At 68.1% G+C, this 17,553-nt stretch carries 16 protein-coding genes; 5 read left to right on the top strand and 11 right to left on the bottom strand.

Annotated elements, in window-relative coordinates; all coding sequences use genetic code 11:
* Positions 1 to 102: 102 nt before the first annotated feature.
* The gene (locus BOX37_RS29765; RefSeq protein WP_071930515.1) at positions 103 to 4,056 is read left to right on the top strand and encodes a DNA-directed RNA polymerase subunit beta'; all 3,954 of its coding nucleotides are present in this window, start codon (positions 103 to 105) and stop codon (positions 4,054 to 4,056) included.
* Between the two features lie 140 nt (positions 4,057 to 4,196).
* Complete coding sequence (locus BOX37_RS29760; RefSeq protein WP_071930514.1) at positions 4,197 to 5,030, top strand: SDR family oxidoreductase; 834 nt, start codon at positions 4,197 to 4,199, stop codon at positions 5,028 to 5,030.
* 155 nt (positions 5,031 to 5,185) lie between these two features.
* Here BOX37_RS29760 and BOX37_RS29755 read toward each other — a convergent pair whose 3' ends face one another.
* Together BOX37_RS29755 and BOX37_RS29750 are read right to left on the bottom strand one after the other, a co-directional pair.
* Positions 5,186 to 6,382 (bottom strand): Fic family protein, encoded by a 1,197-nt coding sequence (locus BOX37_RS29755; RefSeq protein WP_071930513.1) that lies wholly within the window; start codon positions 6,380 to 6,382, stop codon positions 5,186 to 5,188.
* 59 nt (positions 6,383 to 6,441) lie between these two features.
* Complete coding sequence (locus BOX37_RS29750) at positions 6,442 to 7,455, bottom strand: EamA family transporter (protein WP_071930512.1); 1,014 nt, start codon at positions 7,453 to 7,455, stop codon at positions 6,442 to 6,444.
* 39 nt (positions 7,456 to 7,494) lie between these two features.
* Between BOX37_RS29750 and BOX37_RS29745 the strand changes: the two genes are divergently transcribed.
* Positions 7,495 to 8,025 (top strand): CGNR zinc finger domain-containing protein, encoded by a 531-nt coding sequence (locus tag BOX37_RS29745; protein WP_071930511.1) that lies wholly within the window; start codon positions 7,495 to 7,497, stop codon positions 8,023 to 8,025.
* Between the two features lie 119 nt (positions 8,026 to 8,144).
* On the opposite strand, the gene BOX37_RS29740 is transcribed toward BOX37_RS29745, so the two are convergent.
* From BOX37_RS29740 to BOX37_RS29695, 8 genes are all read right to left on the bottom strand, one after another.
* Entirely contained in the window at positions 8,145 to 8,834 is a 690-nt protein-coding gene (locus BOX37_RS29740; protein ID WP_156910622.1) for a hypothetical protein, read from the bottom strand.
* Positions 8,835 to 8,900: 66 nt separating this feature from the next.
* On the bottom strand, positions 8,901 to 9,545 hold the full coding sequence (locus tag BOX37_RS29735; protein ID WP_071930509.1) for a DUF8020 domain-containing protein: 645 nt from the start codon (positions 9,543 to 9,545) through the stop codon (positions 8,901 to 8,903).
* 331 nt (positions 9,546 to 9,876) lie between these two features.
* Entirely contained in the window at positions 9,877 to 11,118 is a 1,242-nt protein-coding gene (locus tag BOX37_RS29730; RefSeq protein WP_071930508.1) for an FAD-dependent oxidoreductase, read from the bottom strand.
* 344 nt (positions 11,119 to 11,462) lie between these two features.
* Positions 11,463 to 12,452 (bottom strand): pirin family protein, encoded by a 990-nt coding sequence (locus tag BOX37_RS29720; RefSeq protein WP_071930506.1) that lies wholly within the window; start codon positions 12,450 to 12,452, stop codon positions 11,463 to 11,465.
* On the bottom strand, positions 12,449 to 12,823 hold the full coding sequence (locus tag BOX37_RS35635) for a GNAT family N-acetyltransferase (RefSeq protein WP_240505101.1): 375 nt from the start codon (positions 12,821 to 12,823) through the stop codon (positions 12,449 to 12,451). Before BOX37_RS35635 ends, BOX37_RS29720 begins: the two co-directional genes overlap by 4 nt.
* Before the next feature lie 197 nt (positions 12,824 to 13,020).
* The gene (locus BOX37_RS29705) at positions 13,021 to 14,037 is read right to left on the bottom strand and encodes an aldo/keto reductase (protein ID WP_071930504.1); all 1,017 of its coding nucleotides are present in this window, start codon (positions 14,035 to 14,037) and stop codon (positions 13,021 to 13,023) included.
* Between the two features lie 4 nt (positions 14,038 to 14,041).
* A complete protein-coding gene (locus BOX37_RS29700) occupies positions 14,042 to 14,491 on the bottom strand; it encodes a MerR family transcriptional regulator (RefSeq protein ID WP_071930503.1) in 450 nt (149 codons plus the stop codon).
* Positions 14,492 to 14,578: 87 nt separating this feature from the next.
* Positions 14,579 to 14,947, bottom strand: a complete 369-nt coding sequence (locus BOX37_RS29695) for a VOC family protein (protein ID WP_071931986.1) — start codon at positions 14,945 to 14,947, stop codon at positions 14,579 to 14,581.
* Positions 14,948 to 14,995: 48 nt separating this feature from the next.
* On the opposite strand from BOX37_RS29695, the gene BOX37_RS29690 reads away from it, so the two are divergent.
* The gene (locus BOX37_RS29690; protein WP_071930502.1) at positions 14,996 to 15,199 is read left to right on the top strand and encodes a hypothetical protein; all 204 of its coding nucleotides are present in this window, start codon (positions 14,996 to 14,998) and stop codon (positions 15,197 to 15,199) included.
* Positions 15,200 to 15,215: 16 nt separating this feature from the next.
* Here the strand turns inward: BOX37_RS29690 and BOX37_RS29685 are convergent, their stop codons facing one another.
* Positions 15,216 to 15,707, bottom strand: a complete 492-nt coding sequence (locus BOX37_RS29685) for a SixA phosphatase family protein (protein WP_071931985.1) — start codon at positions 15,705 to 15,707, stop codon at positions 15,216 to 15,218.
* A 156-nt stretch (positions 15,708 to 15,863) separates the two neighbouring features.
* On the opposite strand from BOX37_RS29685, the gene BOX37_RS29680 reads away from it, so the two are divergent.
* Positions 15,864 to 17,531 (top strand): FAD-dependent oxidoreductase, encoded by a 1,668-nt coding sequence (locus tag BOX37_RS29680; RefSeq protein ID WP_071930501.1) that lies wholly within the window; start codon positions 15,864 to 15,866, stop codon positions 17,529 to 17,531.
* Positions 17,532 to 17,553: the final 22 nt, after the last annotated feature.

Here is a 17,553-nt window from a genome sequence, read left to right as displayed (position 1 = left end):
CGCGGGTGGCCGTTCCCTGGAACGAACGGCCTCCCGCGCTCCGCGATCGACAACTAGTGAACTTTTGCTCGAATTCGACCCGAACAGGGGAAAGGAAGTTACGTGCTAGACGTCAACTTCTTCGATGAACTCCGGATCGGCCTGGCCACCGCCGAAGACATTCGGCAGTGGTCCTTCGGCGAGGTCAAGAAGCCGGAGACCATCAACTACCGCACGCTCAAGCCGGAGAAGGACGGGCTCTTCTGCGAGAAGATCTTCGGCCCCACCCGGGACTGGGAGTGCTACTGCGGCAAGTACAAGCGTGTCCGGTTCAAGGGCATCATCTGTGAGCGCTGCGGCGTCGAGGTGACTCGCGCCAAGGTGCGTCGTGAGCGGATGGGCCACATCGAGCTGGCCGCCCCGGTCACCCACATCTGGTACTTCAAGGGCGTTCCCTCGCGCTTGGGCTACCTGCTGGATCTGGCGCCGAAGGATCTCGAGAAGATCATCTACTTCGCCGCCTACGTCATCGTCGGTGTCGACGAGGAGCTGCGCCACAACGAGCTCAGCACCCTCGAGGCCGAGATGGAGGTCGAGAAGAAGGCCGTCGCCGATCAGCGCGACGCCGATCTCGAGGCCCGCGCGCAGAAGCTCGAGGCCGATCTGGCGGAGCTGGAGGCCGAGGGCGCCAAGTCCGATGTCCGTCGCAAGGTCAAGGACGGCGGCGAGCGCGAGATGCGTCAGCTGCGCGACCGCGCCCAGCGTGAGCTGGACCGCCTCGACGAGATCTGGTCCACCTTCACCAAGCTGGCGGTCAAGCAGCTCATCGTCGACGAGGTGCTCTACCGCGAGCTCGTCGACCGCTATGGCGAGTACTTCACCGGCGCCATGGGTGCGGAGTCCATCCAGAAGCTGATGGAGAACTTCGACATCGACGCCGAGGCCGAGAACCTGCGCGAGACCATTCGCTCGGGCAAGGGCCAGAAGAAGCTGCGCGCGCTCAAGCGGCTCAAGGTCGTCGCGGCCTTCCAGGCCAACGGCAACTCGCCCATGGGCATGGTGCTCGACGCCGTTCCGGTGATCCCGCCGGAGCTGCGCCCGATGGTCCAGCTCGACGGTGGCCGTTTCGCCACCTCCGACCTGAACGACCTGTACCGCCGCGTGATCAACCGCAACAACCGCCTCAAGCGACTGATCGATCTGGGTGCGCCCGAGATCATCGTCAACAACGAGAAGCGGATGCTGCAGGAGTCCGTGGACGCGCTGTTCGACAACGGTCGTCGTGGCCGTCCGGTGACCGGACCGGGCAACCGCCCGCTGAAGTCGCTGAGCGATCTGCTCAAGGGCAAGCAGGGCCGGTTCCGTCAGAACCTGCTCGGCAAGCGCGTGGACTACTCGGGCCGTTCGGTCATCGTGGTCGGTCCGCAGCTCAAGCTGCACCAGTGCGGTCTGCCGAAGCTGATGGCGCTCGAGCTGTTCAAGCCGTTCGTCATGAAGCGTCTGGTGGATCTCAACCACGCGCAGAACATCAAGTCCGCCAAGCGGATGGTGGAGCGTCAGCGTCCCCAGGTGTGGGATGTCCTCGAAGAGGTCATCGCCGAGCACCCGGTGCTGCTCAACCGCGCGCCCACCCTGCACCGCCTCGGTATCCAGGCCTTCGAGCCGCAGCTGGTCGAAGGCAAGGCCATCCAGCTGCACCCGCTGGTGTGTGAGGCGTTCAACGCCGACTTCGACGGTGACCAGATGGCTGTGCACCTGCCGCTGTCGGCGGAGGCGCAGGCCGAGGCGCGCATCCTGATGCTGTCGTCGAACAACATCCTGTCCCCGGCCTCGGGTCGCCCGCTGGCGATGCCGCGACTGGACATGGTGACCGGCCTGTTCTACCTGACTCGTCTCGACGAGAACGGTGTCGGCACCTACAAGGCCGCGCGCAAGGACGAGGCCGAGTTCGGCGTCTACTCCTCGCCGGCCGAGGCGCAGATGGCCGTCGACCGCGGTGAGCTCACCGTGCGCTCGATGATCAAGGTGCGGCTCACCGAGCAGCGTCCGCCGCGTGAGATCGAGGCGGAACTGTTCCCGGACGGCTGGAACCGCGGTGAGGCGTGGCTGGCCGAGACCACCCTGGGCCGGGTGATCTTCAACGATCTGCTCCCGGCGGACTACGCGTTCATCAACGAGCCGATGCCGAAGAAGCGTCAGGCCACGATCATCAACGACCTCGCTGAGCGTTACCCGATGATCGTTGTCGCGCAGACCGTCGACAAGCTCAAGGACGCCGGCTTCTACTGGGCCACGCGTTCGGGTGTCACCGTCTCCATGTCGGACGTGCTCGTTCCGCCGGAGAAGGCCGACATCATGGAGCGCTACGAGTCCATGGCCGATCAGATCGAGAAGAAGTACCAGCGTGGTGCGCTCGATCACCAGGAGCGCAACAACGCCCTGGTCAAGATCTGGCAGGAAGCGACCGAAGAGGTGGGCGCCGCGCTGCGGACCCACTACCCGCCGGACAACCCGATCATCACGATCGTCGACTCCGGCGCGACGGGTAACTTCACCCAGACCCGTACGCTGGCCGGCATGAAGGGCCTGGTGACGAACCCGAAGGGTGAGTTCATCCCGCGCCCGATCAAGTCCTCGTTCCGTGAGGGCCTGACCGTGCTCGAGTACTTCATCAACACCCACGGTGCTCGTAAGGGTCTGGCCGACACCGCGCTGCGTACCGCCGACTCGGGTTACCTGACCCGTCGTCTGGTGGACGTCTCGCAGGACGTCATCGTGCGTGAGCACGACTGTGGCACCGAGCGCGGCATCGTCGTGCCGATCGCGGAGAAGCAGGCCGACGGCTCGCTCATCCGGGACGCGCACGTCGAGACCTCGACCTACGCGCGCACCCTGGCGACCGACGCGGTCGACGCCAAGGGCAACGTCGTGGTGGCCAAGGGCGCCGATCTCGGCGACCCGGCCCTGGAGGCGCTGCTCGACGCCGGGATCACCGAGGTGAAGGTCCGCTCCGTGCTGACCTGCACCACCGGTACCGGCGTCTGCGCCACCTGCTACGGCCGCTCGATGGCCACCGGCAAGCTGGTCGACATCGGCGAGGCCGTCGGCATCGTCGCCGCCCAGTCCATCGGTGAGCCCGGTACCCAGCTGACCATGCGTACCTTCCACCAGGGTGGCGTCGCCGGCGACGACATCACCGGTGGTCTGCCGCGTGTCCAGGAGCTCTTCGAGGCTCGTGTCCCCAAGGGCAAGGCGCCGATCGCGGAGGTCTCGGGCCGGGTGCGCCTCGAGGACGACGACCGCTTCTACAAGATCACGATCATCCCTGATGACGGGTCCGAGGAAGTCGTCTACGACAAGCTCTCGAAGCGTCAGCGTCTGCGTGTGTTCAAGCACGACGACGGCTCCGAGCGTCTGCTGGCCGACGGTGACCACGTGGAGGTGGGTCAGCAGCTGCTCGAGGGCGCTGCCGATCCGCACGAGGTGCTGCGCGTGATGGGTCCCCGTCAGGTGCAGGTCCACCTGGTCCACGAGGTCCAGGAGGTCTATCGCTCGCAGGGTGTGTCGATCCACGACAAGCACATCGAGGTCATTGTGCGCCAGATGCTGCGTCGCGTGACGATCATCGATTCCGGTGCCACGGAGTTCCTGCCCGGCTCGCTCACCGAGCGTTCCGAGTTCGAGGCCTCCAACCGTCGCGTCGTCGCCGAAGGCAACGAGCCCGCGTCGGGTCGCCCGGTGCTGATGGGTATCACCAAGGCGTCGCTGGCCACCGATTCGTGGCTGTCGGCGGCCTCCTTCCAGGAGACCACCCGAGTGCTGACGGACGCGGCGATCAACTGCCGCTCCGACAAGCTGATCGGCCTGAAGGAGAACGTGATCATCGGCAAGCTGATCCCGGCCGGTACCGGTATCAACCGTTACCGCAACATCCAGGTTCAGCCCACCGAGGAAGCCCGTGCCGCGGCGTACGCGGTGCCGTCTTACGACGACACCTACTACTCCCCGGACAGCTTCGGCTCCTCGACCGGTGCCGCGGTCCCGCTGGACGACTACGGTTTCAGCGACTACCGCTAGTCGGTAGGTAGTTCGACACTTCGGCCCCCGCTCTTCGGAGCGGGGGCCGTTGTCGTTCAGCGCCTTCCCGGACTTGACCTTGACTCGAGTTGAGGTTTTAGCGTGTGGATCAGTTGATCACTACGCATGGGAGGTTGGTCATGATTCTGGTGACCGGAGCTACAGGCAATATCGGTAGTTCGTTGTTGCGAGAACTGCGCGCACACGATGCCGGATCGGTCAGGGCGCTCACGCGCGACGTCGCCACAGCGCGGTTCCCGGCCGGGGTCGAGGCGGTCGAGGGTGACCTGGCTGATGTCTCGTCGCTGAAATCCGCGCTGGCTGGTGTGCATTCGCTGTTCCTCGTGCCGCGCCTGGGCCCCGATGCCGAGATCCTCGACGCCGCCCGTCGGGCCGGGGTCGAGCACGTCGTGCTGGTCTCCTCGATCACCGTCCACACCCATCCCCACCTCGGCCCCGCCGCCGACAATGCCGCGACCGAGAAACTGCTCGAAGCCAGCGGCATGGCCTGGACCATCCTGCGCCCCACGCAATTCGCCTCGAATGCCCTCCTGTGGGCTCCGACGATCCAAGCCCACCACCCGATCGAACTGCCCTACCCCGACGCGTCCCTGCCCACCATCCACCCCGCCGACATCGCATCCGTGGCCCGCGTCGCCCTCGCCGAACCCGGCCACACCGGCACTCACTACGCCCTGACGGGACCCGAACCCCTCAGTGCCCGAGACCAACTCGCCACCATCGCCACCCTGCTCGGCCGCGACATCCCCATCACCGAAATCACTCGAGAGCGAGCTCGCCCCACCACCGCCGCCCTTTTCGGCGAAGAAGCCGCCGACGCCGTCCTCGACATCACCGGCGGCGACCTCAACCCCGAGATCCAACGGGTCCGCGCCACGGTCCCTCGGCTCACCGGCGAACCGGGAAGAACCTTCCGGCAATGGGCAGCGGAGAATGTCACTGCCTTCGAGTGACGCCGTAGGGCTCAGGCGACTGTGACCGGTGTACGACGATGGTTGTTCTGTTGTGTGCCTTGGTCTTCACTGGGCTGCGCGACCGGGGGCGGGCGGTCCCGGAGCGGACCGCGGCGGCGGACGGCGCCTGGTATTCGGCCCGGCACCTCGAGGCGTCAGCGTCGGTGGGTTCGCTTTCCCGCCCGGCGGGCGAAATCGTCGAGTGCGTCGAGAACCTCTCTGGCCTGCCACAGGCGGTTGCGTCGCAGACCGGTGAATTCGGTGAGGATGCCGACCTCGACCAGGGCGCCGATAGCGCGTACCGCGTTGGAGTCGGTGATCCCCACAGCCGCGGCCGCGGCCGAGGCGTCGAAGACCGGCTGGCGCAGGGCGATGTCGATCAGTCGCCACGGTGTGGAACCGCGTCGGGTGCGGATCACCGATTCCCATCGATCGCGGATGGTGTGGATGTCCTCGACGAGCATTCTCGCGTTGCTGAGTGCCGTGAAGGTGGCTTCGGCGACTTGGTGCACGATCGGAGCGGGGTCGCCCGCGCGGTAGGCGGTGAGGGCGGAGAAGTAGTCGTCGACGCGGGTCAGCAGGCCGGCGGCGATGGGGACCGTCGCCTGCTCGGTGACCCCCTTCGCTCGCAGCATCGCGTGCATCAGCGCCCGGCCGGTGCGGCCGTTGCCGTCGACGAAAGGGTGGATCGTTTCGAACTGCGCGTGTGCGATCGCGGTGTGGGCGAGCACCGGAATGTCCTCGCGCCGGATGAATCCGAGGAGGTCGTCGATCGAACCGCGGACACGAGTGTGGTGCGGTGCGACGAAAGCCGCCCCGTGTGGGCCTACGGTGTCCCCGCCGATCCACACCTGCTCCGAGCGCCACCGGCCTGCCGCCTCCGGATCGTGGACCATCAGGGCGGCGTGCATGTCGAGCAGCAACCGCTCGTCGATGTCGCCGTCCAGGTTCATCGCCGTCTGCATGGCTCGGACATTGCCGACGATCTCGACCGCATTACGTTGGTCACTACCGCCGATCTCCGCCAGCGCGATCGCCTTCGCCCCCGAGGTCAGGTGTTCTATCTGGGACGAGGACGCGGATTCGGTCCGCAGCAGGATCGCGCCGAACGGTGTGAGGTCGGCGCCGACCATGGTGTCGAATCGAGCGATCTCGAAGGTGGCCGCATCTGCGACGGCCAGGACGTCGGTGGGCAACTGGACGGCCTGATCGGCGATCGCCGGTGCGATCGCCGACAGGTAGGCCCCTCGATGGCGCTCACGTACCCGGCGCGAGAGCAGCTCCGCCGGAATGGTCGGGATCCAGTCGTGGGATTCCCACGTGGCCGGAGGCCACGCGGCATCTGATGACATCTTCCCAGATTATCATCAAATGTTGGATAACTGATTATTTGTGACGGCTGGATCCTCGGCTACCGCTGGTGGTCGGCTTCCGGTCGTGTGGTCGCCGATGGTTCCTCGGTGGCGGCCGGGGTCTCTGGATCGCCGATCGGGATCGGGGTGGGTTCGCCGAGGCGGACGGCTATCACGCCGACGAGGATCAAGGTGCCGCCGACGAGTTGGATCGGGCGGGGGGATTCGCCGAGGAGGGCCCAGGCGAAGAGGAGGGCGGCGAGGACTTCGGTGAGGGCGACGAAAGAGGCGAGGCGGGCACCGAGGCGGCGGGTGGCGGCGATGCCGGTGGCGTAGGCGATGGCGGCGGTGACGATGCCGATGGTGAGGATGGGGATCCACCACGGGGTGGTGAAGTCGTCGAAGACGACCGCTTCGGTAGTGGCGCGCAATGGGACGATGCCGACGACGCCGGCGAGTACCAGTGCCACGCCGCCGATCAGGAGCCCGCCGGCGGCGAGCACGGTGCCGGGGAGGTCGACGCCGTGGGCGGAGAGGACGAAATACGAGGCGGCGCCGACCATCGCGCCCAAGGCCCAGGCGATGCCGATCGGGTCGGTCGACAAGCCGGAGGCCACGTCGAGGACCAGGAGCAACCCGACGATGCCGAGCGCCGCGCCTCCGACGGTCGCGGCGCCAGGACGTTGCCGGTGGCGCACCCACAACCAGCCGACGACGGCGATCGGCGCGGTGTATTCGATGAGCAGTGCGGTGCCGACCTCCATGTGCGCGACGGCGTTGAAGTAGGCGAGCTGGGTGCCGGCCACGGCGACCAAGCCATAGGCGATGATGAGTGTCGCGTTGGCGCGCACCAGGTTCCAGCTGCCGCGCAGTTGCGGCAGCGCGAGGGGGAGCAGCACGACTCCGGCGAGCAGGACGCGTGCCGCCACGACCGCCGCCGCGCTCCAGCCCGCGTTCATCAGGCCGCGGGCCAGCGGACCGGACAGGCCGAACGACGAGGCCGAGACCACCGCGAACAGCAGTCCGGCGCGGAGCTGATTGCCCGTCACCCCGTCATGAGTCAAAGTCGCCATGACAAATGACGGTAAGGAGGGGTGCGGTAATATGTCAATGTGGTTTTTGCTCATGACACCGAGGCGTCGCTGCTGTCCGCGGTCGAACTGGTGAATTCCGCCGAAGATCCGGACACGTTGACCGAGACCGCCCAGCTCGCCGAGTTCTTCGTCCGGCACGTCTACACCGGCGCGCACACCGGCGACACCGCCGAACTCGCCGCTGTGCGGGCCCTGCGCGCCCCGCTGCGCCGCCTGCTCACCAGCGACCGCGACACCGCGGTCGCACTGGTCAACGACATCCTCGCCGAGCACCGCGCGATCCCACAGCTCGTGTGCCATGGCGAGGTCGACTACCACGTGCACGCCGTGCCCGCGGACGCTCCGCTCTCGGTCCGCATCGCCGTCGAAACCGCCATGGCCATGATCGACCTGATCCGCACCGACGACCTGAGCAGGCTCTCGATCTGCGCCGACGACAACTGCGATGGACTGGTACTCGACCTGTCGCGCAACCGATCCCGCCGCTACTGCAGTACCGCTTGCGGCAATCGCAACGCGGTGGCGGCCTATCGCGCCCGGCAGCGTTAGGTGGGATCGAAGTCCGTCGAGATCGCTGTCGTGGAAGTCGAGCGGGCGTCGACGCCGGGAAGTCTCGATGTTCGCGGGAAGCGGGCTCAGTGGCGTTTCAGACCGGTCGGCGGTGCCCCTCAGCCGAGCTTGCGCACCTTCGGGCACTTCTTGCCGGCGAGATGACACTTGTCCTCGAACCCGGCGGGCAGCCAGGTCCCGTTCTGCAGCAGCGGATGATGGGGGAAGTGCCGCAACGCCGCGGTGACGAACAGCAGTGGCGCCCAGGGACTCTGGATGAGCAGTTGCTGCATGACTCCCTGTTTGTCGGGGAACCGGCAGCCGATCCGGTCGGGTGCGGTGAGATCGATGCCCTCCAGTGCCGACCAGTACAGCGAGAAGGATCGCTCCGGCGCGATCAGGTGCATTCGCCGATCCGAGATCATCGCTGTGCCGGGGCGCTCGGCCACCCAGCGTGGTTGCGCGGCGGCCTCGGCGCGCAACCGGCGCGCCTCGTTCCTGACCGCGTTCCCCAGATGGTGGGCCGCGCCGATCGCGGTCCGCCCGTCGGCGCGCACGTGGCCTCGGACGTACTGTCCGTTCCCGGCCGCGCGCCAGGTGAACCAGTTGACCGGCCCGTCGGCCAGGCAGATCTCCCCGGTCTCGACCCGCACCCGCGTCGCCTTCGGCGGGACCTGCGCGAGCCGCCCCGTCGAGATCAGTTCGGCGACAGCGCAGGTGTACAGCAGGTAGTCGTCGAACCACGTCCACCCGGCCTGCTCGGCCAGGACCCGGTCGATATCGGCCAGCGGGTCGAACACGTCTCTCACCACCCACTCACACGCGCGGAGTTCCTCCGTCAAAAATAGCGGAGTGCGCCGAGAACGTGACGCCGGTCAGGGCGCTCCGGTGACGTAGGCGAGCGCGGTGTCGATCGCGGGCTGACCACCGGCGAGCGCGTACCCGGCGAGCGCGCCGATCGCCGCCCCGGCGACGGTGGCGACCGGCACGGTGATGAAGTCGAGCACGAACAGGCCGAGCGGGAAGCCGAGGACGAAGCCGATGGCCGCGCCGATCACCGCGCCCTCGATGATCTGCGGTTGCAGCCGCTGGGTTTCGGCGAAGAAGCGTTCCTGGGCGCTGATGTCGCGCAGCGGGGTCTCGGATTCGCCGATCGGGGTGAGGGTGAGCCGGGTCCCGGTCTCGTCGATCTCCGGCGCGAGCGGCACGGCGTGCTCATCGGCGCGCACGACCATCGGCAGTGCCGCGATCACGTCGCCGTCGCGGTCGGTGACGGTGACGACCTGCCCGTCGTGCACGAGCTCGAAGCGACCCGCGTCCAGCGTGGTCACCACCGAGCGGCGGTCCTCGGTCGCGCTCACCTCGTAGGCGAGACCCTTGTCGATCCCGCGTAGCGACGGCGGCGCGTCGACGGCCTGTTGGGCGTGCACCGGTGTGGGTTCGGCGTGCCCGATCCCCGTCGTGGTCATGGCGACGCCCACCGCCACCAGCGCCGAGGTCACCACAGTGCCGATCCTCATCCCGCAAAGCCTCCTGCTGTCGCACGCGCACCGGACTGGCCCGGTCATCGCGGCAAACTTAACCGCTGCGCACGGTTTCGGAAAGTCCTGCGACCGGGCGGAGTTCGATGACCGTGGTCGATCGGCGTACGTCTGGGTCGAGCGGCAACGTGGGGCCGGGGTGGCGCACGGCCGTCGGCGGCGGGTGACAGGGCCCATGCCGGCGGGTGACAGGGCCGACGGCGGCAGGTGACGGGCCGACGGCGGCGGATGACCGGGCCGACGGCGGCGGATGACCGGGCGGCGGCGGCTGACAGGGCCGACGGCGGCAGGTGACGGGCCGACGGCGGTGCTATGGCGTGGCGCCGACCGGGGGGCGGCGGGCGAAGTCCGGGGCGCGTTCGGGGCGCAGACCCATGCCGCCGAGGTAGGCGGTGAGTCCGGCGAGCATCGGCACCGCGTCGACGATCCGTAGCGGCAGGGGAGCGGTCTCGAGCTGCCCCCGCAGCGCCGGGGCGATGAGCATGTCGTGTTCCCCGCGCTGGGAGCGCTGGGTGAAACTCGCGGGCAGCATCCGGCGGCGCTGCACCTTCTCCAGGTCGGCGGTCCGCACGGTGCCGTCGAGCAGGGGCCTCGCCAGAATCCGCGCGGCCGCCACGGCGTCCTGCACGGCGAGATTCACGCCGACACCGCCGACCGGCGACATCGTGTGCGCGGCATCGCCGATGCACAGCAATCCGGGGACGTACCAGCGGTCGAGCATGCCGACGGTCACCTCGAGCAGCTTGACGTCGTCCCAGCTGCGGATCGCGGCCAGGGTCTCGGTGGGCCAGCCGAACAGTTCACCGACGCGCTCACGCAGCCATGTCACGTCGTGGGTGGCGCGCAGCGTGGCGTCGCGACCCTTTTCGATGATGTAGCCGGTCTGGTAGTAGTCACCGCGATCGATCGCCACCGCCGAATTGCCGCTGGTGAAACGGGCTTGTACCGCGCCGCCCTCGTGATCGTCCGCCGATTTCGGGATGCGCAGGAACCACATGTCCATCGGCACGTCCTCCATCCGCTGACGCAGCCCCGCCGCCTCGCGTGCCACCGAATCACGCCCGTCGCAGGCGATCACCAGGTCGGCGCGCAGGGTGTGCTCGACGCCGTCGGAATCGAGATAGCGCACACCGCCGACCGCGTTCGCCTCGGTGATCACTCCGGTGACGGTCGAGCGCATCCGCAAGGTGAACGTCGGCTCGTCGCCGGCGGCGCTGGTCAGCAGATCGAGGAAGTCCCACTGCGGCACCATCGCGATGTGCCGGTAGCGCCCGGGGATCTTGGTCAGGTCGGCCGCGACCACCATGCGATCACCCGCGTACATGCGCATCCGCGTCAGCTCCGAGCGCGGCAACCGCGCGAACTCGGCGCCCAGCCCCAGCTCGTCGATCAGCCGGACCGTCGAGGGATGCACTGTGTCGCCTCGGAAGTCCCGGAAGAAGTCGGCATGCTTCTCCAGTACGACGACCTCGACCCCCGCTCTGGCCAGCAACAGCCCCACCATCGCCCCGGCCGGCCCGCCGCCGACAACGCAGCATGTGGTCGTGTCCATGAGTTCCCCCTCGTCGCTCGTATCTACGACAAAGCGTAGTAGTCGGGCTCGGAACGTGTCCATGGATCGTCGAAAGTTCTCGACCTCACCTCGACCCGGGCCGCGAACTGCACATCGAACGCGAATTCGACGCACCGCTGGATCGGGTATGGGACGCCTGCAACCGGGTCGAGCAGCTCACCCGCTGGTGGGGTCGCGGTCACGCCCCTCGACATCGAGCGCTGGGAGTTCCGCAAGCATGCTCGGTTCCGGCATGCGGACCGGCCTCAACGACCGCTACCGCGCCCTCGACGCCCTGCTGGCACAGCAGGGGCTGACCCGGCGCGCTGCGCCGTGGTGCCGGATCAGCCATGTCCACATCCGGTGGCCCGCTTGCGCGGCTTCAACCGCAGCGGCGGGAGCGGCGGTGCCGGGATCCGCTCGTCGGGTGGGTGGCCGAGGACATCGGGAAAACGGCCGGTATCGCGGGCTTCCCACGCCTCGCGGGCCGCCACGATCTCGTCGTGACTGCGCCCGACGAAGTTCCACCACATCACCAGTTCCTCGCCGAACGGCTCGCCGCCGATCAGCGCGAAGTGCGCGCCCTCGGTACTCGACAGCAGCACTTCCGCGCGGTCGGTGCCGAGATAGAGCAGGGGACCCGGGCCGAGTTCGGTGTCGTCGACGGTGACCGTGCCGTCGACGACCAGTACCGCGTGCTCGAACGCGCGTTCCACCGGTAGCCGCACTCGCGCGCCCGGGTCGAGCACGATATCGGCGCCGACGATCGGGGTGTAGGCGTGTGCCGGTGAGGTGACACCGCCCAGCGATCCGATCAGCACCGTGGCCCGCAACCCGGGCTCGGCGTAGACGGGCAGCTCACGATGCTGCTCGAAATGGGGTTCCACGCCGATCGCACTGCCGGGCAGGGCGATCCACAGCTGCAGTCCGTTGCCCGCGTTCGCGCCCGGCACGCCGAACTCCGAGTGCGCGATGCCGCGACCGGAGGTCATGAGGTTGAGCTGTCCCGGTTCGATCTCCACATCCGAGCCCACCGAATCGCGGTGCCGGATGCGGCCGTCGAACGGCCAGGTCACCGTCTGTAGCCCGATGTGCGGGTGCGGCAGGATGTCGGGGGAGGCGCCGGTCGTCGTCACCGTCGGCGAACCGAACCGGTCGAGGAAACACCACGCGCCGACCGTCGGCAGATCACGTTGCGGCAGCGTGCGTTCCACGTACACCCCGCGGACCCCGCCGAGCGGTACCTCCCTGGCCGGGTACAGCTCGGTGATCGGTCCCGGACTCGGCGAGGGCTCACACAGTGCCTCGGTGGGATCGGCCTCCAGATCGCTCATCGCGGGATGCCCTTGCCCACCACGTGGGCGTCGTACTCGGGGTGCTTGTCGAGGTAGGCGCGAATGAACGGGCAGTGCGCGGTGACAGTGCGTCCGCGCGCGATCACGTCCTCGATCGCCTGCTTGGCCAACACCCCGCCCAGACCTTTGCCCGCGAAGGCGTCGTCGATCTCGGTGTGCACGAAGTCGGTGTCGTTTCCGCGCTCGACGTACTCGGTGAACCCGGCGAGTTCACCGTCGTAGAACACGTCGTAGCGGTTCTTCGCCGGGTTGTTGGCGACGCGGCGCTCGGGCTCGTTCGATGTGGGCTGTGGGGCGGTCTCGGACATCTTCTTGCGCTCCTTCCGCACCGGAACCGGGTGCGCGCTCATGATCGACACGGTGGAACGCGCCGATCGCGACGGCGATCCAGACGATCACCGAGATCTGTTCATCGAACCAATGCTCGCGCGCGATCGCGTATTCCCGATCGGCGTGCTCCTGCTCGGGCAAGGTGGTGCCCGCCTCGGTCACCCTCGCGATGCTAGCGCCGGGTGCCGCGACCCGCAGGGCCGCGACACCCGGGTCGCTATTCGCGTCCGGCCGAGGTGAAGGACATGTCGGCGTAACGATCGCCGGCCACCTTGCCCGCGATCGGCTCGAGGGCGGCCAACTCGGCGTCGGTGAGCCGCACCGTCGCCGCGGCGACGTTCTCGGCGAGCCTGGTGCGCTTGCGGGTGCCCGGGATCGGCACCACCGGCAGGTTGTGGACCCTGGCCCTGGCGTGCACCCAGGCGAGCGCGGCCTGGGCCAGGGTGATCCCGTGCGCCTGCGCGATCGCGGCCAGCGGTGCGAGCAGTTCGGCGTTGTGCGCGGCGTTGTCGCCGGTGAAACGCGGCTGGAAGGCGCGGAAGTCCTTGTCGCCCAGTTCGTCCGCCGAGCGGAACGAGCCGGTGAGGAAGCCGCGGCCCAGCGGCGAGTACGGCACGAACGCCACTCCGAGTTCGGCCGCCGCGGGCACCGCGGTGCGCTCGACATCGCGCGAGAACAGTGACCATTCCGACTGCACGGCCGCGATCGGGTGCACCGCGTGCGCCGCGCGCAGTTCCTCGCCGGTGACCTCCGACAGGCCGAGCGCGCGCACCTTGCCCGCGGCGACGAGTTCGGCCAGCGTGCCGACGGTGTCCTCGATCGGGACGCTGGTGTCGCGGCGGTGCACGTAGTACAGGTCGACGGTGTCGACACCGAGCCTTCGCAGGCTGGCCTCGATCGCCGCGCGGATATAGGCGGGGGAGTTGTCGACGCCGCGGTAGGACGGGTCGTCGGCCTTGCGCACGATGCCGAACTTCGTGGCGATCACCAACTGGTCGCGGTTGGCCCGGACGAAGTCGGACAGGAATTCCTCGTTGTGGCCGGAGCCGTAGATGTCGGCGGTGTCGAACAGCATGACGCCGAGTTCGAGCGCGTGGTCGAGGGTGGCGCGCGACTCGGCCGGATCGGTCTCGCCGTAGAACTCGCTGATGCCCATGCAGCCGAGGCCTTGCACGCCGACCAGCGGGCCGTCGGTGCCGAGGGCGGTGGTCGGCAGCGTCGCGGTGGTACTCATGTCGTCAGGTTCCTTCGCTCGTGTGCGCGGTGTCGGGCCGCACGACCTCGGATCTGCCCTCGTAGACGGCGATCTTGTAGTCGAGTACGGCCACGGTCTTCTGCAGTTCCGCGATCTTGTCGAGCACATCGGCCCTGGTCTGGCGGAACATCGCCAGCCGGGCCGGGAAGGTCTGTTCGCCCGCCCGCACCAGTTCGGCGTAGCGGATCATGTCGGCCACCGGCATGCCGGTCAGCCGCAACCGGGCGATCAGTTCCAGCCATTCCAGGTCGCGGTCGCTGAAGCGGCGCTTCCCGGCGTGGTCGCGCCCGATGTAGTTCATCAGCCCGATCCGCTCGTACCAGCGCAAGGTGTCGCGACTGAGCCCTGAGCGATCGGCGGCCTCGCCGATCGAGTATCTCGGGAGCTCGCGGTCGTCGTAGCTCGTCGCGCCTGGTTCGGCGTGTGGATCCATAGTGCTCGTCCCCTCTCACGGAACCTCACCGACGCTAGCCACCTGGAGTGCACTCCAAGCAAGACTTGGTTTCGGGGACGAGCGAATTCAGCTGTAGTTCGGCAGCTCCTGGACCGCCCACTGATTGCCGTCGGGGTCTTTGAAGAAGGTGAACAGGCCCCAGCCCATCTCCTGCACCGGCGTGGCCTCCACCCCGGCGGCGACGAGCTGTTCATAGGCCTTCTGGGCACTCGGGACAACGATCTGCATGCCCTCGACGCTGCCCGGCGCGGCCTGGGTGATGCCGCGGCCGATACAGATCGAACACCCTGAGCCCGGCGGGGTGAGCTGCACGAACCGGATCTCAGGGCTCGGGGTGTGGTCGTGATCGGCGTTGAAGCCGATACTGGTGTAGAAATCCTTGGCCCGATCGACGTCGGTGACCGGGATGGCAACGAGTTCGATTTTCCAATCCATGCCCAACAGCATGGCACTGTGGACCGACAGAAACGTAGTGTGGATCACATGGCTGGTAAGGACATCGACCGCATCAGGGCCCGCTCGGCGTGGGAAACGGTCAAGGAAAGTCCCGTGATCACCGCGATCGCGGTGGCTCCGGTGGTACTCGTACTCGCGGTGGTGTGGTGGCTGACGAACGGATTCGTCGCCTTCCTGCTGCTCGCGCTGTTGGGGGTCGGCATCGTCGTCGGCGGCAAACTACTCAAGTAGGCCGCCTCCGCGCGGTTCAGCGCGGAACGTGGAAGCGCGTGAGTTCGCCCATCCCGGGGCCGAGCTGTGCCCAAGGCCGGTTGAATTCGAGCACGGCCAGCGCCGAGGTGGGGAACTTGCGGCTCAGCTCGGTCGCCTGGTCGGATTCTCGATTGGCGGCCAGTTCCCAGGCGGTCCAGGGGATTCCGGGCACATGGCCGACGACGAGCAGGGTGTCGATCGCGTCGTCGGTGAGCTGGAACAGCTCGATCAGCGTATGCGGGTTCGCCTCGTAGATGTCGTCGGTGTAGTCCACCGGTGCGGAGATGCCGGTGGCGGCGAGGGTCTGTCTGGTGCGCTGGGCGGTCGAGCAGCGCACGGCGTCGATCGGCGGCATCACCGCGCGCAACCAGTCCCCGGCCAGGCCGGCTTCGCGCTCGCCGCGCGGGGCCAGCGGGCGGGCGTGATCGTCCACGCCGTCGGGGTAAGCCGATTTTCCGTGCCGCATCAGGATCAGGGTCGTCGCCATGAGAACACCGTAATCCCGGGCGCAGGTGAGGTTGCGGTCACACTCGAGGCACACTGAAAGCTACGTCACCTTGGATGTGTTCGTGGCCTACCCGCCGCGGGCCCGCTGCGGTGCACGTCTCGAGCCACCGACCACATATTTCGAGGATCTGCACCTATGGCCTACGTCATCACGCAGCGTTGTTGTAACGACGCCAGCTGCGTCACCGAGTGTCCAGTCGACTGCATCCGTCCGACTCCGGATCAGCCGGAATTCGCCACGGCCGAGATGCTGTACATCGACCCCGACACCTGTATCGACTGCGGAGCCTGTGTCGACGCCTGTCCGGTGGACGCCATCTTCCCCGAGGACGATCTGCTCGCCTCGCTGGCCAGGTATCGCGAGATCAACGCCGCCTACTTCCAGCGCCACCCGCTGGAGTCCAACTTCGACCCGCTGGCCACCCCGACGCGCCCACCCAAGACCCTGGGCACTCTGCGCGTCGCGATCGTCGGCGCCGGTCCGGCGGCCTGCTACGCCGCCGACGAACTGCTCCGGCGCAGCGACGTCGAGGTCGAGATGTTCGACCGGCTGCCGACCCCGTGGGGCCTGATCCGCGCGGGCGTCGCCCCTGATCACGCGGGCACCAAGGGCGTGGCGAACATGTTCGACTCCGCGTTCCGCCGCGACACTCTGCAGTACTACCTGAACGTCGAGGTGGGCGAGCACATCGAGCACCAGGAACTGCTCGACCACCACCACGCGGTGATCTACGCCGTCGGCGCCTCCGCCGACCGCAGGCTCGGCGTGCCCGGCGAGGACCTGCCGGGCAGCCATTCGGCCACCGAGTTCGTCGCCTGGTACAACGGGCACCCCGACTTCGCCGACCGCGAGTTCGACCTGTCCGGCGAGCGCGCGGTGATCGTCGGCAACGGCAATGTGGCGCTCGATGTCGCCCGCGTGCTCACCCTCGACCCGGACGAACTCGCCAAGACCGACATCGCCGACCACGCGCTCGACGCCCTGCGGCGCAGCAGTATCCGCGAGGTCGTTGTCCTCGGCAGGCGTGGTCCGCTGCAGGCGGCCTACTCCTCGCCGGAGTTCCTGGCGCTGACGCACCTGAAGGGCGTCGACGTGATCGTCGATCCGGCCGACCTCGACCTCGATCCGCACAGTCGCGCCGTCTTCGACGACCCGGACACCGAGCCCGCGCTGCGCCTGAAGTACCAGCTCGCGCAGGAGTACTCGACCGCGCCGCGCGATCCGGCCAACAAGCGCATCATCTTCCGCTACCTGGCCACGCCCACCGTGGTGCACGGCACCGATCGCGCCACCGCGCTCGAGTTCGCGCACAACGAATTGACCGAGGAGAACGGGCAATTGGTGGCTACCGCCACCGACCGCACCGAGACCCTCGACACCGGGCTGGTGCTGCGCTCGATCGGTTACCGCGGTGTCCCCGTCGCCGGCCTGCCCTTCGACGAGCGGCGCGGCACGGTGCCCAGCGAGCACGGCCGGGTCATCGACGCGACCGAGCCGGTGCCGGGCGTGTACGTCTCGGGCTGGATCAAGCGTGGCCCGCGCGGGGTGATCGGCTCCAACCGGGTCGATGCCGAGGAGACCGTGGAGGCGGTGATCGCCGACTTCATCGCGGGCAAACTCGCCGCGCCCAGCGGTGACCGGGCCGCGCTGCAGGCACTGCTCGCGCAGCGTCAGCCCGATCTGGTCGACCGCAAGGGCTGGAAGACGATCGACCAAGCCGAGAAGACCGCGGGCAAGGCGGCGGGCAGGCCACGGGTCAAGTTCGCCACCCGCGCCGACCTGCTCAAAGCCGCGAAGGGGTAGCCGCAGGCCCCGGCCCGCGCGG

Origin of the sequence: Nocardia mangyaensis (assembly GCF_001886715.1) — a bacterium.
GTDB classification, from domain to species: Bacteria; Actinomycetota; Actinomycetes; order Mycobacteriales; family Mycobacteriaceae; genus Nocardia; species Nocardia mangyaensis.
The sequence above is the reverse complement of the archived record's forward strand: the minus strand, read 5'-3'. Positions and strand labels throughout refer to the sequence as shown.

Excerpts from the sequence above, each read along its gene's own strand:
- BOX37_RS29680 (WP_071930501.1), top strand. The coding sequence starts at position 15,864 with ATGGCCTACGTCATCACGCAGCGTTGTTGTAACGACGCCAGCTGCGTC.
- BOX37_RS35635 (WP_240505101.1), bottom strand. The coding sequence starts at position 12,823 with ATGAGCGCGCACCCGGTTCCGGTGCGGAAGGAGCGCAAGAAGATGTCC.
- BOX37_RS29755 (WP_071930513.1), bottom strand. The coding sequence starts at position 6,382 with ATGTCATCAGATGCCGCGTGGCCTCCGGCCACGTGGGAATCCCACGAC.
- BOX37_RS29695 (WP_071931986.1), bottom strand. The coding sequence starts at position 14,947 with ATGGATTGGAAAATCGAACTCGTTGCCATCCCGGTCACCGACGTCGAT.
- BOX37_RS29685 (WP_071931985.1), bottom strand. The coding sequence starts at position 15,707 with ATGGCGACGACCCTGATCCTGATGCGGCACGGAAAATCGGCTTACCCC.
- BOX37_RS29700 (WP_071930503.1), bottom strand. The coding sequence starts at position 14,491 with ATGGATCCACACGCCGAACCAGGCGCGACGAGCTACGACGACCGCGAG.
- BOX37_RS29735 (WP_071930509.1), bottom strand. The coding sequence starts at position 9,545 with ATGAGGATCGGCACTGTGGTGACCTCGGCGCTGGTGGCGGTGGGCGTC.
- BOX37_RS29750 (WP_071930512.1), bottom strand. The coding sequence starts at position 7,455 with ATGGCGACTTTGACTCATGACGGGGTGACGGGCAATCAGCTCCGCGCC.
- BOX37_RS29705 (WP_071930504.1), bottom strand. The coding sequence starts at position 14,037 with ATGAGTACCACCGCGACGCTGCCGACCACCGCCCTCGGCACCGACGGC.
- BOX37_RS29760 (WP_071930514.1), top strand. The coding sequence starts at position 4,197 with ATGATTCTGGTGACCGGAGCTACAGGCAATATCGGTAGTTCGTTGTTG.
- BOX37_RS29720 (WP_071930506.1), bottom strand. The coding sequence starts at position 12,452 with ATGAGCGATCTGGAGGCCGATCCCACCGAGGCACTGTGTGAGCCCTCG.
- BOX37_RS29690 (WP_071930502.1), top strand. The coding sequence starts at position 14,996 with ATGGCTGGTAAGGACATCGACCGCATCAGGGCCCGCTCGGCGTGGGAA.
- BOX37_RS29730 (WP_071930508.1), bottom strand. The coding sequence starts at position 11,118 with ATGGACACGACCACATGCTGCGTTGTCGGCGGCGGGCCGGCCGGGGCG.